The sequence below is a fragment of the Capnocytophaga haemolytica genome (assembly GCF_001553545.1).
GTDB classification, from domain to species: domain Bacteria; phylum Bacteroidota; class Bacteroidia; order Flavobacteriales; family Flavobacteriaceae; genus Capnocytophaga; species Capnocytophaga haemolytica.
In genome coordinates this window covers 1,303,570-1,317,207 of sequence record NZ_CP014227.1, presented here as the reverse complement: position 1 = coordinate 1,317,207, position 13,638 = coordinate 1,303,570, and the positions used below count along the sequence as shown (strand labels likewise).

The window sequence follows — 13,638 nt, the reverse complement described above, 5'->3', positions numbered from 1 at the left end:
AGTTATACGATTAGTCTTTGCGGAAATCAATCAAAGGTAACGCCTTTTTCACATCACCTAAGATAGTATCCATCTTAAAAGGTACAGCGTTTGCATTCACTGTCCCTTGCACCATAATCCCTGCAAAAGGTTTGGTTTTCAAGATACTCGAAACCAGTACCCCAGCGTAAGTGTGCCCCGCAGGGAGCGTACCATAAGCATCACCACTTACAGGCATAGGCTTGTAATCACCGCTGGCGGTCTCCTTGATAATCAAGTGCCCCGCACGGATAACATCACCATCAAAGCCCGTAACGTTCAGCGTGCGCCCGCCTTTGATGCCATCGACAACATTTACAATTACAATGTTGTCCATTCCATCTGCAAACGTTTCAGTCTGCTTGTTTAAATTTGCTACTGCCATTTTGTCTACATTAAATTTTCAACAATACTTTTTACATCCTCAGCCTTTGGTTTGTCGTTCGCATCAAGCGGCAAACCGCCCTTTGTGCCCAACCCCGCCGTCTGAATGTTCTGCTTCACTGTGGATAAGTACTCACTAATTGCAGCCTCGTCCATATCCTCAGTAATTCCAAAGCGCTCTTTCACCCTCCAATCAGGAATGCCCAACTCCTTCACCTTCGAGGCTATAAAGTTGCTACGAGCCTCAGCCTTTTTATCAGCTTCAAGCTGCCCAATTTTCTCAGTCAAAGGCTTTAAAGCCTCTGTTAAAAGAGCCTTAAAGTCTTCACCGTCTTCCTTTGCATTTCCTCCTTGTGTAGGTTCGCTTTGTTTTTTTGCTGCCTCAGCTTTCAACTTTTCAACTTCAGCCTTGTACTTTTCGCTTTCAGTCTTGAAAGCATTTACCCGACTATCCGCGTACGATTGAAATAGCTTCAACATACCTTCCGCCCCATTTACCGCTGGTTCGATTTGCGTTTCTTCTGTAACGGAAGTGCTCAATTGCGTTGCCACGCCCTCTAAAACTTCCTTGCTTAGCCCTAAGCTCGAGTACTTAGTTTTCAGCCCATCAAAGATTTTTTCCTTAAACATATTCTTTATTTTAAAGTTTACATAACAAAAAAGAGGCTGCAAACTACATTACATAGCTTGCAACCTCTCTACATAGGTTCGAATGCCACTACTTACATTTCTGAGGCACTCCTATTACAAATGAATTACACTTGTGGCAATATGCTTTTACTTCTTGCATATCACTCAAAAACGGATACACCACCGCAAGAAAACCCTTGCACTTAGGGCATACCACCCTCGTTTTTTCCATAACTTTTTGGCACATTATTTTTCTATGGTGCAAAGGTAGACAATAATATGATACACTCGTAATATTACTTATGCGTCCTTTGAATTATTTTTGTCTTTTTTTTGAGTATTTTTTGAACTTTTTGTAATGCGCTGTTTTTGAAATTATTACAACTGTGTTTTTATAGGGGTGTTTTTCTGTTAAAAAAGTTTCAAAAATATTTTGTCAGTTAGAAAAAAAAGTGTTATCTTTGCCTGCGTTAATATTTAATTATATGAGTGAGAAGAAATACATATCAGTAGATGGCATAACGTACAACTCTTACCAAGACTATTGTAACTCAATGGACTTGGACTATGATATTATAGGGGTGATGTTGGCTACAGGCAGAAGGCAACCGCAAAATGAAGATGAAAAAGAGCTTCTCAAAGAGATTAAAGAAATCAAGGCACGAGGCAGAGGCGTTGAGTTTCCATTTAATTAGCTTGTAGTCTTTGGAGTGCTTTTTTGTATTTTTGAAGTCGTTCTATATCTACGGGGGTGATTTGGTTTAGGCGGGTAATATCCATATTGTCTTTCAGGTCGTTGATTTTAACTTTTACGGCTAATGGATTGCCTAATATGCGGGTTATGAAGTCATCGTAGTGCTCACCTTCTTTTTTGGTTACACATCTTAGGGCGTTTATTATTTCCTCAGTAAAGCCTTCACGTTTTAAGTCGTCAAAGGTGTAGGGGGTGTCCTCTACAAGGTCGTGAAGTACGCCGCAAATCATTTCGTTGTTGGTTTGCCCTGCATTCATCACTCGTAGGCAGTGCAGTATATAGGGTTTGCCTGCTTTGTCTTTTTGCCCTTTATGGGCTTTTACGGCTATTTCAATTGCTTTTTCTAACATCTTAAAAGTCTTTATAGTCTTGCTCTGTTATGATTTTACCATCTAAGAGTGCGCCCATTGCTAAGGCTGTGGTGCACTCTACTTTATAAGGGGCTTTTCCCTTAAACTTAACCTCGCAGAAGTTACCACTGCCTGTTCCTGTAAATCGGAAAGCCGCTTCCTCGTACTCGTCAAGTATGTAGGTCGCCTTGTTTTTGCTTAGATGTTCTAAATTCTTGTTCATCTGAAATTGTTGTAATAGTCAAACGATAATTTCTCTAACTCTTTCATTCTTTTTAGTTCTGCTGGGATATTCTTATCCAACACTCGGTATTCTTCGTAGTACTTATGCCCTAATCCACCTTCTACGCCTACTTCATTTTTGATTTGCTGCCAGCGTTCTTTTCCGATAATTCGGATTGCGCTTGATGGTTTTTCTTTGGCATAAATCATTTTAGCTGTATTGACTTGCACTTCTGCCATTACGCCTTGTGATGTGTTTATATTCGTGAGAATACCACTATAGCCTAAGTGTTTCTCAGGGGCTTGTTTCTTTATGCGTGCAAAGATACTACTTTTTTGCAAATAATCAAAACATTCTTGCATTTTATTTTCAGGAATGATAATTGTGGTTCTGACGGCGTCTTTCACGAGTGAGAAGTCGCCGTTGTATTCATTGGTTACTTTTCTCAATATAGATTGCTCCGATTTGAGGTTTACTTCTGTTGTGAAGCCTTTAAATTTCTCAGCTACTGACTTGCTAAGGGTTTCGACCTCAATAGATGCTGCCGATGCTTTTTGCATTAGTTTCTTTGCTGAGATGATGTTTGTTACTTCTTTATTGTCTCCCCATAGGAACATTGGCAGGTTGTTATCATTGAGGCGGTCGGCGTTCTCAGATAGCCACTGGGTGAATTTGGGGTTCATCTCAACTGCGGTTGCTTCTGCACCTTGTTGGATTATGGGCACTACATAACAGCGGCAATTGGGGTGATTGCCTACCCAATAGAAGTCCTTGGGGTATTTGCCTTGCATCATATCGCATATTTTGCAAGGGTAAGGGTGGCGACTGCGTTTTATTTCGTAGCCGATGACAAAGTCGAGCTGTTGCCAACGCTCGATATCTGCGGCGCGGTATGCCATATTGATTTCGGTGCGTGCCAGCCGCTCTGCGTTTTTCAGGCTGGAACGATAGATGCCTGCCCCTGGGTGATAGGCGGCGGCTTTCTTTGAGAGTTGCATCGCTCCGTTTTTGTCTTTATAGTGACGAAATAGCTTGTCAGGCTCGTTAAGGTACTTTTTGATTTGGCGGGCAAGCTCTTGGGCGGACGTTCCTTTTTTGTAGGCTACGTCTATTGCCATTTCAAGTTCCTCACGCAGTTGCTGGGTATTGCGCCATACGCGGTCGCTGAGTTTGAGCTTTGAGGTGTAAGGTGTGTGGGTCGCTGGCTTAGACCCCATCCCCCACACCTCAGACCTCGTGTCGTACTTTTTGTTTGAGAAGTTCCAATGGGCTTCGACTGCTTTTTGGATATGTGTTTCCACTCGCCCTGCGAACTCTTTCATCAGGCGGTTTACTTTGGCACTGAGTGCAGCGAATTGGGCAAACTCAAAGGCGTTCGACGATAGCGTATTTACACTTTGGTATACGTAGAGAGCTACGAGGGTGATTACCTGTGTGTAGAGTGTTTCGAGGTAGCGGACGTCCTTCTCGGTTTGGTTCTGATGTTGGATGTTGTATTTCTCAAACATAAAATAGCTTTTAGTTCCTTTATAATGCACTTATTACGAATGTTTTAATGCGCATTGACGTAATGTAGACGGTAGGTAGACGGTAGGTATAGGTATGCTACCCTACTCGTCATTCGGTGAGTAAGGTAGCTTCTTTTTGTCCTTTGATGCGGTCGATTTCGCTTTGAGGGTCGTCTACGAGGCGCAGGGTGTTTATTGCTGTTTCGAGGCTCATTACTCCGCTGGATACGGCATTGCCTACGCTCTCAATCTGCTCGCGTATGTCCTCAGTGAATGGCTCGGCGAACTGCATATATATTTCTGCCTCGCGGATTTGTGCGCTCAGAGCTACGTGGGTAAACTGCTGCATTATGGTGAGGATAAGGTTCTTCTCACGGTCGATAAGGGCTTCGTATATCTCTATGTTTCGGTTGCGCTTGATGTAGCCGAGGATAAGGGCGCGCCGCAGTGCTTCGCCTGAGAGGGTGCCCATTCCTGAGAGGGTTTCGAATGAGAAGTCGGGGGTGAAGCTGTCTTGTAGGATTGCTTTTGTGTTGGCGGCTTTCTCGCTTTCTTTCATATTGACAGAAGTAGGCGGCTCGATGTATCGGAAGTCGCCATCTTTGCCTGTTATTCTCACTACCTTTCCGATGCCTTCGCCCTCTGGTAGCCCCGAGACTACATCTGCGGTTACAACGGCTACGGGGTCGGCAAAATAGTTGTTGATGTCGGCTGTTTTGCTGTCCTGCATTTCATCGCGGAGGATACGGGCCTCTACGCCGTGCCATTCGGTGTTTTGCTTGAAGTATATCACGGGGATTTTGCGCAGGGGGTTTGCTGCTGTGGTGATGTGCCACTCGCCGTTTTGTTTTTCGCATTGGTAGTTGATTTTGTCGGTATAGATGTCGAGCCGCTGCACGGACTTGCGGTTGCGCTTGACGTTATAGCCTACGGCGAAGGCTACCATTGTGCCGTATTGGTCGATAAGTGGGTAAAGGTCGTAGCCTTTACTCTTGGAGAGTACGATAACTTTTACCTGTGCGTGGTTATCCTCATCGCGGTAGAGGTGGTAGAGCTTTGCGGCTTGGGTTTCCGCTCCTGCAAGCCTCTTAGCTTCGCGAGTGGTAGTGTTGAAGCGTGTGTTTTTCAGGAAGGTGGTAAATGCCTCGAATACGGCATCGTTGCCTTTCTTTAAGCTCCACTCGATGGGGTTATTGAGCAGGAAGAAGAGGGCTACTTCGTTGATGTATTTTTGCCACGCGCGGGGTAGTTTTTCAGTGATGTAGGGTTCTTTTCCTTTGGGGTATTTATTGGGACGCTGCATTACGGCGTGGGTAGCAGTTTCGTACTCGGCGATAGCGGCGTTTACCTTTATGGTATTGTCCTCAAAGAGGGAGAGAGCTGTGGCGACTTCACCTTGTGATAGGGCGAGGTGTAGTTCTTGCGCTACACTTTCCTCATTTTGGGCGAGTTGTCGTTGCTGTATCGCCTCAATGGCGAGGCGTTGTTGCTGTGTGGTGGATTGTTCTTTGATATTCATTTTCTTTGTGTGTTATGTTATTAAAATATTCCTAAATCTTCTTTGGTGAGGGTGTTTTTGGTCTGTATGCGCCCCAATAGCTCGCCGAGCACGTAGTAGCGGACGGCGTCAATGGCGTGGTTAAAGGCGTCAATGGGTTGGTTGAGCCAACGTCCTTCCTTGTCCTGCTGGTAGGTGTAGTTTTTGAACTCTTTGAGGGTGTTAATGGAGTTGCGGGTTACTTTGAGACGCATATCGAGCATCTTGGTAATACCACCCATTATAGAGCCTTGATATTTCTGTACGGGGTAGATGAGTACGCCCGCGTTGGAGATTTCCTGAATGAGGCGGGGGTCGGCACTTTCTGAAATGACTTTGAGGTTCAGGGGCTTGAGTATCTTTATGATGTCGGAGGATAGCATCTGAGTTTGGTAGGCGATTTCGTTAATGTAGAGGTCATTATCCACAACGGCGCATTCCATGATGGCAGTAGGGTCGTTGGTGTAGCCAAAGTCCATTCCGATGCCGCGCTTTTTGACCCAATGGGGTATGGTGTCAATGACTTCCACGTTGGTGAATATAAGTCCTTCAATCATTGCTTGTTGCCCTAATCCATAGACTTGCCATAGGGTGGCGTTCTTCTCGCGGAGGCTTTCGATTTCGTCAATGATGTTCTGTTCGAGGAAGGGGTTGTCCTTATAGGTGGATACGAAATGGTAGGTACGAGGGTCGCGGTTGAGTGCACACAGCCAATGGTCGTCTGAGAAGGATGGGTTGTAATCGACAATGGCAAAGCGTGTGGTACGCATTTTGAGCTGTTGCCACTCAATGAATTTGAGTTCGTTTGCCTCGTTGCAGTAGAGTATATCCCGCTTGCGTCCGCGTATTTTCTGCTCGCTATCCGTAGAGAAGAACTCTACCCAAGAGCCGTTGGGGAAGGTGTAAATGAGCTCGGACTTATTGAGTGCTTTCTCGTCAAAGATGCCCATTTTGTAGCATATCTCTTTGAAGTCGATAAACACGGAGCCTTTGAGGGCGGGGAGTGTGGCGCGCACTATGGATAGGCGTGTATTGGGGTGCTGCAATAGGTAGACGATGAGCCATATAAGGATATTATACGTCTTACTACTGCGTGAAGATCCTTGGGCGGATATGGTGGTATATCCTTGACTTACTGCCTCGTCTACTTTGGCGTATATCTTTGTGGTTTGTATGGTTTGCATAAATAGAAAAAAGAGGTTGCAGTCTGTACGTGTGTACAGACTGCAACCTCTCTATTAGGTTATTTACTCAGTTGTTAGGGGGGATTAGTGTTACTTATTTAGATTCTTTTATATAAGTCATATTTTTTATTGGCGTTGTAATAGTACTACCTGAAACCTTTCCCCTATTATTTAACGTTTTATCATTTCTTCCATCACTCCAAAAAACAGAGTCTCCCTTAACTTGATAAACTCCTTCTATAACATCGGTGCCAGATGTTATGTAAGTTGTTTTTCTTACGTTAATAGTCTGACAACGAGTCTCATCAAGAAACTCAATTGAAGTAGTGCAAGTTTTTCCATAAATCAACTCTGCAATATAATCCTCTGTTGTCCATTTTGTTCCAATAAGTGGATTAGTTGCTTTTTCTTCTTTCTTGTCTTCATTTTTTGAGCAAGACAACGTTACTAATGCTGTCAGCATAACTAAAATTATTTTTCTCATTGTAAAATAAATTAATTGTTAATACGGGGCAAAGGTACGAATAAATGATTAATTAGCAATGAGTGGGGGGTGATTTTTGAAAAAGTGGTTATTCAGCATTCCCGAACAACCACTTTTATAACTCCCCCCGTAGAGGAATAGCACCGCTTAAGGCACGGTGTTTGGAGCTTTTTAGCAGCCAATGCCTCCTACATTTTGCAGGTGCCAAATCTTCTATATCTTATCTCTATAATACGCCTCCCAATGCTCTAACAACTTTTGAGCGTGCTCTTTGGGCGTTACTTTGATGTACGATAAAAACGAGCTTTCAGTAGTATGCCCCGTAATCTTCATAATTGACAAGGTAGGAAAATTCATTAGATATAAATTCGTAGCAAACGAACGGCGGCATGTGTGCGAACTCACTAACATATACTTAGGGAATGTGCCCGCCTCTTTGCGCTTGGTATGAGCATTCATTACCGCCCCCTGCGTAGGACCGTCGATACCCACCGCCTTGCAAACCTCTTTAATGAGCTTGTTAAATAGCAATTTATTTATAGGAGTGGGCATACCCCGACGCCTTATGACCTCTTTGACCTGATGATGTAACGGGATAACCACCTTCGCCCCCGATGTATTACGCGTCTTTTGTGGCTCTACCTCTATAAACTTACTCTCAGGGTCAATCGGTGGTAAGCTCATTAAATCGGACACACGTAAACCCGTCCACACCCCTAATATTACGAGGTCCCGCACATTCTCTAACTGCTTATCATTAGAAAAATCAAACTCAAAAATGTGCTGTATTTCCTCTTCTGATAACGCTACCGAAACACTTTTACCACTCACACTCGTAAAATCCGTAAGATTACCAGCTATTTCATAACCCTCTTTCTGTGCCTTCCTTAGCAGTGCCTTAATAGCCCTGATATATTCCCCCACCGTACCATCTGCATTCTTACGTACATTCTTGCAGTAATTCAAAAAAGCATCATTCATCTTTAAATCATAATCCACAATCCTAACACGCTTTTTTACGTACGCTTCAAACGCTTTGAGTATCCTATTTGCCTGCTTATATTGTATTATCCTCGAAGGACTGTAATTTTGCCCTGTGTTATTATTAATCTTATCTTTGATACCCTTTAATAGGTCCTCTATAAAATCCGTGAGGTACACCAACTTTATTTTAGCCTTCTCAGGTTTGAAGTGCGCATCGAATGCCCCTTTTAACTTCTCACGAGTTATCTTCTCACCGTTAAGTTTGCAGTTATCCACCAGCATTATAAGAAAGTCATTGTACTGCATAATTTGCGCTGTAAGTTTGCGAAGCCGCACCCCTTCGTTACCTTTTCGTGCCTTTGGCATACGCGCTGAGAAGTCCCAATCATCGGGGTGTATCATTACACCCGTTGAGTACTTAAACAATTTTTTTTCACTTGCAATGTAATACTGAATAATAATTATTGTATCTTTGCACCCGTTAGGATCTTTGAGGTAAAAAAACATATAGCATCAAATTTGGCTGCAAAGATACAAAAAGGGTAAGTACAGTGGTAAGAAAAAGTATAAAATTTACAAAAAAAATATTTTTCATAATTTACACAAACCCCTTACCGCTCCTCAAAAACACTAACATTTAAAATATTTTTATTTCAATAATTATTATATGTACTATTTCTTGATGAAATACAGGAATGTCCTGAGGCAATCAAAGCACTTAGGTATTTTAGGGAAATCACCCCTGATTTGCATGTTATCGCCGCAGGGTCGCTCTTAGAGTTAGCCATCGAAAACTTATCAGGTTTTGGCGTAGGGCGCATTCAATCACTATTTATGTACCCTATGTCTTTTGATGAATTTCTTGAAGCCTGTGGTGAGCATTTTCTGATAAAAGCCCGCAATAAAAACACCTCAGGCGAATCACTTTCGGTGGCCACCCACGATAAATTAGTATATCTGATGCGGAGGTATATGCTCGTCGGAGGCATGCCTAAAGCAGTCGCTAAATGGGTCGAAACAGGCAAATACTTAGAATGCCAGAAAATACACGATAGCATCATACAAAGTTATGAAGACGACTTCTCAAAATACCAAAGCAAAGCCGACCCTACCTTATTGCAACTCACGATGAGAAGCATTGCTATCCAGAACAGAAACAAATTTATCTATCAAAGGGTGGGTGAAGCCTATAGAGCTGTTGATGTAAAAAAAGCTATTGAAGCACTGATATTAGCAGGTGTTGTAATCCCCATAACCCATACCGCTGCTAATGGTTTTCCTCTGGGCTGTGAAGCAGATGTAAACTATCGCAAGTTGCTGCTTTTTGATACAGGCATTACGCTGCGCATACTTCAAATGAATATCGATGAGACCTCAGAGATTACTGAGCAGATTATCATTGCAAGTGCTCAAGACCTTGTCAATAAAGGAGCAATTGCCGAACAGATCACAGGTTTAGAACTCATTCGTTACCGAAACCCTAACCTGCGACAAGAGCTTTTTTATTGGGTCAGAAAAGCCAATGGTGCCCAATCTGAAATAGACTTCCTCACCTCAAGCAATCAGAAGATAGTCCCCATCGAAGTAAAATCGGGGATACAAGGCGGTATGAAAAGCCTATGGCTGTTTATGCGTGAAAAGAAACTCAACAAAGGCATACGAGTGTCCTTAGAGAATTTTGGTAAGTTCAACCACACCGATACAAGAGATAATGATGCCATTCGCGAAGTGAGAATATGCCCTTTATATGCTATATCAATGCTCCCAAGGTTATTAGTTCATAAATTAGAAATTAGTGAATAGGAATTAGAAATTAGCGAATGGGAATTAGGGATTAGCGAATAGGAATTAAGGATTAGCGAATAGTTCATATAATTATGCATTATACATTATACATTATACATTACACATCAAAATACCCTTTCTCCACTATAAGCTCGTGTCCCCTCAGTACGGCTATACATTCCAATTGATCGTAAGCAGCCTCTAAATCCTCAGGGCTGTGCAGATACTTATCGTTCAAATCGGGTGTATCATACCCTAAGAGATATAGTAAAAAATCGTGTATCTTCGCGTCAATTGTGTCGTGCGGTAGCGGGTCTATCACTTCTGTAAGCAACTGTTCTACCTTTCGTGAGATGACATCTCTGATGCCGCCCGCCTTGTAGGGTCATATCCGTATCCACCCTTAAAACCATATAATACAGCTTTAAAAGCTGCTCAAGGCTTTGCCTCTTTTCCTGCACCAAATACCGCTCATAGCCCTTAGTAGCGATGTCCGCAAGTGCCTTTTCAATGGCTTCTTTGGTAAGTTTGGGTAGCAGCGCCAAGTTCTCTTCAAAGAAGTAATGTTTGTATCCATCCTGAGTAGTCTTCTCCAACTCTTGCTTGCTCCTTACAAAATCAAAGCACGTCATTGTGTAGACCTTTGTATTGATTTTTAAGCACATACACCCAAACCAACCCTTGTATTCTTGCACTGCCCAATTGATAGCGTCCATCACCTCGGAGCACAAAATCTGATATTTCACAGCAGCGTGAGGACTCTGAGGGTAAGCACCCTCCCCCTCCTTTGCTTCTATGAGGTAGTTGTATTCTTTATGAGCGACAAACTCCGCTACAGCACGCGCTATATGTTCCTTAGTAACCGCAGGCACTAACACTACATTAGGCTTAAAGAAATACCCCTCACCATTATCGGCAACATCTTGTTCAGCCCGTGTAAAGTCGTAAAAGGAAAGCTCGTATGCATTCTCATCAACCACAAGATACACCGAGTCGAGGCACCCCTTAGAGGCTTGTAGCTCCCAATCGCGCGCATTTACTAAATAATCAGGGTAGGTAATACTATAATTCATTACTCTCTACTCATTGCTCATTACTCATTAAAAACTGCGCGTGCGCGCTCCAAGTCCTCTGGGGTATCTATGCCGATAGTAGCCTTATCTGTTATGGCAAGGCGTATGGTATAGCCGTTCTCTAAGTAGCGTAACTGTTCGAGCTTTTCGGTACGTTCTAAGGGCGAAGGAGCGAGCTGCGTAAACGCTTGCAACGCCTCCTTGCGATAGGCATAAATACCCAAATGCTTGTAGTAGGTGATAGCTACTTCACCATCGCGGGGATAAGGAATCACCGCCCGCGAGAAGTAGAGTGCATCGCCCGCCTTGTTCACCACTACCTTTACGTTGTTGGGGTTAGCGATCTCCTCAGGGTCGGTGAGTGGCGCCATAAGGCTGGCGACAGCTACCTCGCCTGCTTTGTCAGCCGCGAAGATGTCTAATAGCTTTTGCAGCGTCTCCCGCTCCGTAAAAGGCTCATCGCCCTGCACATTTACGATAACCTCCACATCTAAGTCTGCCGAAGCCTCCGCCAGGCGATCTGAACCGCTGGGGTGCTCTTTCTTGCTACGGAGTACTGCCCCCCCAGCCGCACGCACTGCCTCCTCAATGCGGTCATCGTCTGTTACTACATAAATCTCACTAAAAAGACCCGTGCGCTGCACTGCCTCAAGGGTACGCACAATCACAGGCTTACCCGCCAAATTCTGCAACAGCTTTCCAGGAAACCTACTCGCCCCATAGCGCGCAGGTATCATTGCTATTGTCTTCATATCGTTGTATTTTTGTTATCCATAACTCCCCCTCTTGTAATAGTATAGCCCTTGCGCCGCCTATAAATAACCGTGTAAATGCTCACCACTACGGCGATAAATAGCTTGTATAGGAATAGCATTAGAAGTTCATCAGATGTATCAATAGGACTGGGTGACATACTTTCAGGGATATGCATTACCCATTGCACGGCGAAGAGTGCCCAAATATTAAATCGCCACTGTGTATAAAACCACGCTGCCCACGCTATGTCAAAGACAATAATCAGCCGAAAGTTCACAAAAATTGATGAGAGCCACTCCCACTCAAAGTGCTGAAAAGGAAGCCGCCAGCACCTTGCTAGTAAGTACAACCCACTGACGAAAAGCACCGCAGGAGCGTAGCCCCAACCAGCACGGCGATAGAGCTGAGCAAAGGTAAAGCCTGTAAACAACACACACCTGATGAGCACTGTAACTAAGGAAACGATAATAGGTTCGGCACACTCATAAAGTGCAACGGGCAAGAGTATAAACATTGGCTGAATGCATATGGCAATGAGCAGTATGATGATCATTGTGAGCAGTAGCACCCCAAAGGGCTTTAAGCCCTCACGCAGGTTGCCTTCTAAGCCTAAGGTATAGCACAGCCGCTGCTGTCCACCGAGCCACAACGCTCCTGCAATGAGCGGGGGCAACGTCAGCAAGTGAAAGAACAAAAGGTAGTAAGCCTCCCAATCCGCCCTATCAAACCACCCTGGCAATGTCGACTCAATCCATCCAAATACATAAGGAACTACCGCAAAGCAGACCACAAAAGTAAGTCCGCAAATGAGTACTGTTTTTTCTTTATCTTTCATAAGACGTAGTTTTAAAGCGCAAAGATACGAAATAATGATTAATGTTCAATGATTAATTAGAAGTTAGGAACTAGTGATCAGTCAGAGGATCAGGGGCATTACTCTCTACTTACTGATTTCTGATCACTGACCTCTGGCGAAGCCCTCACTATAAATTCAAGAAAGTTAATCCTACACCCAGCACCGTCTGTTTGTAGTTGTAGTCGATGAGCGAGTCGCCATAGCCGTGTGAGGCTTGAAAGAGAATGCGCAGGTCGCGATTGAGGGGGTATACCCAAGCGACCTCCGCCAACCCTCGGTTATGGTCAAACCGCAGATTGTTAAGCAGCCGAATGTTAAAGACATTCCTCTTGAAAGGAATGAAGATGTTAAACTCACACCGCCCAATATAATCCTGAATATGAGGGTTATCGTCCTCTTTTTCTTTCTCGTAAAAACGCTTCCAAAACCTAAAGCCTATCCCCACGCTGCGGTACTCCATAGCCCCCATCAGTATGAGTCGGTTCCAACTGCGGGAGTGCGCTGCCTCTTTACCATTGGACTGGTGATTGACTGAGAGCCCCAGCATTCGTAGTTTCAGGTTGCCTATTGAGAGCTTCATCGGGTAGGTGAACATCAACTCAGGCTCGTAGTTGATTTCGCGAAAAGGACGCGAAATCTCACCATTGTACATCTGCCAATACGCCTGCTGGGTAAATGCCACCCATAGGTCGCCCTTGCCAAAGAGCGCATCTTGGATAATCTTCCCTTTGAGGCTCACTTGAAACTTCATCTCTACGTGCTGGTAATCGCGCCACTCAGGCACAGGGCGCTCGGGATTGAGGCTTACGGGTTGCTCCGTAGGAACGTCCGTATAGCGAAAGGGCATCGCATACATCGGGCGATAGTTCGTAAAGCGGAACGTCCCCTGCTGGTATTGAGGCTCTAACTCCCATACCCGCGCCAGCGTGTTGTCAATCCTAAGGTCAATGCGTTCACTCTTAGGCTGCGGAAGCTCCTCAGTGCTTAAAGTGTCTTTCTCTTGTGCCTGTAAAGCGGTAAGGCTACATAGTGCAAGCGATATAAATAGGTGTTTCATCAGTTATTTTTAGCGTTTTTATTTAAGGGGATAAAAGTACAAAAAAACTTTCAAC

General features: G+C 44.1%; 16 protein-coding genes. 2 read left to right on the top strand and 14 right to left on the bottom strand.

Annotated elements, in window-relative coordinates:
* Positions 1-10 precede the first annotated feature (10 nt).
* Both AXF12_RS05790 and AXF12_RS05785 read right to left on the bottom strand, forming a co-directional pair.
* Complete coding sequence (locus AXF12_RS05790) at positions 11-403, bottom strand: hypothetical protein (RefSeq protein WP_066429128.1); 393 nt, start codon at positions 401-403, stop codon at positions 11-13.
* Positions 404-408: 5 nt separating this feature from the next.
* Positions 409-1,032 (bottom strand): hypothetical protein, encoded by a 624-nt coding sequence (locus tag AXF12_RS05785; protein WP_066429126.1) that lies wholly within the window; start codon positions 1,030-1,032, stop codon positions 409-411.
* 485 nt (positions 1,033-1,517) lie between these two features.
* Between AXF12_RS05785 and AXF12_RS05780 the strand changes: the two genes are divergently transcribed.
* Positions 1,518-1,727 (top strand): hypothetical protein, encoded by a 210-nt coding sequence (locus tag AXF12_RS05780; protein ID WP_066429124.1) that lies wholly within the window; start codon positions 1,518-1,520, stop codon positions 1,725-1,727.
* Here AXF12_RS05780 and AXF12_RS05775 read toward each other — a convergent pair.
* The 7 genes from AXF12_RS05775 to AXF12_RS05745 form a co-directional block, all read right to left on the bottom strand.
* Positions 1,720-2,136: an HD domain-containing protein gene (locus tag AXF12_RS05775; RefSeq protein WP_066429122.1), complete on the bottom strand. Its 417-nt coding sequence runs from the start codon at positions 2,134-2,136 to the stop codon at positions 1,720-1,722. The two genes, AXF12_RS05780 and AXF12_RS05775, sit on opposite strands and share 8 nt — an antisense overlap.
* A 1-nt stretch (position 2,137) precedes the next feature.
* On the bottom strand, positions 2,138-2,359 hold the full coding sequence (locus AXF12_RS05770) for a hypothetical protein (protein WP_066429121.1): 222 nt from the start codon (positions 2,357-2,359) through the stop codon (positions 2,138-2,140).
* Positions 2,356-3,867, bottom strand: a complete 1,512-nt coding sequence (locus tag AXF12_RS05765; RefSeq protein WP_066429119.1) for a structural protein — start codon at positions 3,865-3,867, stop codon at positions 2,356-2,358. Before AXF12_RS05765 ends, AXF12_RS05770 begins: the two co-directional genes overlap by 4 nt.
* Before the next feature lie 109 nt (positions 3,868-3,976).
* Positions 3,977-5,386, bottom strand: coding sequence for a phage portal protein (locus AXF12_RS05760; RefSeq protein ID WP_066429118.1), 1,410 nt, complete (start codon positions 5,384-5,386; stop codon positions 3,977-3,979).
* 20 nt (positions 5,387-5,406) lie between these two features.
* Complete coding sequence (locus AXF12_RS05755; RefSeq protein WP_066429117.1) at positions 5,407-6,588, bottom strand: PBSX family phage terminase large subunit; 1,182 nt, start codon at positions 6,586-6,588, stop codon at positions 5,407-5,409.
* A 94-nt stretch (positions 6,589-6,682) separates the two neighbouring features.
* Positions 6,683-7,072 (bottom strand): hypothetical protein, encoded by a 390-nt coding sequence (locus AXF12_RS05750; protein WP_066429116.1) that lies wholly within the window; start codon positions 7,070-7,072, stop codon positions 6,683-6,685.
* 213 nt (positions 7,073-7,285) lie between these two features.
* The gene (locus AXF12_RS05745; RefSeq protein ID WP_231909936.1) at positions 7,286-8,458 is read right to left on the bottom strand and encodes a tyrosine-type recombinase/integrase; all 1,173 of its coding nucleotides are present in this window, start codon (positions 8,456-8,458) and stop codon (positions 7,286-7,288) included.
* A gap of 285 nt (positions 8,459-8,743) precedes the next feature.
* Here AXF12_RS05745 and AXF12_RS05740 point away from each other — a divergent pair, with 285 nt between their 5' ends.
* Positions 8,744-9,859, top strand: a complete 1,116-nt coding sequence (locus AXF12_RS05740; protein WP_335338862.1) for an ATP-binding protein — start codon at positions 8,744-8,746, stop codon at positions 9,857-9,859.
* 100 nt (positions 9,860-9,959) lie between these two features.
* Here AXF12_RS05740 and AXF12_RS12075 read toward each other — a convergent pair whose 3' ends face one another.
* The 5 genes from AXF12_RS12075 to AXF12_RS05720 all read right to left on the bottom strand — a co-directional run bounded on the left by AXF12_RS12075 (position 9,960) and on the right by AXF12_RS05720 (position 13,583).
* Positions 9,960-10,175, bottom strand: coding sequence for a hypothetical protein (locus AXF12_RS12075; RefSeq protein WP_143325003.1), 216 nt, complete (start codon positions 10,173-10,175; stop codon positions 9,960-9,962).
* Positions 10,132-10,914, bottom strand: a complete 783-nt coding sequence (locus tag AXF12_RS05735; protein ID WP_066429110.1) for a hypothetical protein — start codon at positions 10,912-10,914, stop codon at positions 10,132-10,134. Before AXF12_RS05735 ends, AXF12_RS12075 begins: the two co-directional genes overlap by 44 nt.
* A gap of 20 nt (positions 10,915-10,934) precedes the next feature.
* A complete protein-coding gene (gene kdsB / locus AXF12_RS05730; protein WP_066429109.1) occupies positions 10,935-11,666 on the bottom strand; it encodes a 3-deoxy-manno-octulosonate cytidylyltransferase in 732 nt (243 codons plus the stop codon).
* On the bottom strand, positions 11,663-12,505 hold the full coding sequence (locus AXF12_RS05725) for a hypothetical protein (RefSeq protein ID WP_066429108.1): 843 nt from the start codon (positions 12,503-12,505) through the stop codon (positions 11,663-11,665). The genes kdsB and AXF12_RS05725 overlap by 4 nt, the downstream gene beginning before the upstream one ends.
* Before the next feature lie 148 nt (positions 12,506-12,653).
* Positions 12,654-13,583 (bottom strand): phospholipase A, encoded by a 930-nt coding sequence (locus AXF12_RS05720; protein WP_066429107.1) that lies wholly within the window; start codon positions 13,581-13,583, stop codon positions 12,654-12,656.
* Between the last annotated feature and the right edge of the window lie 55 nt (positions 13,584-13,638).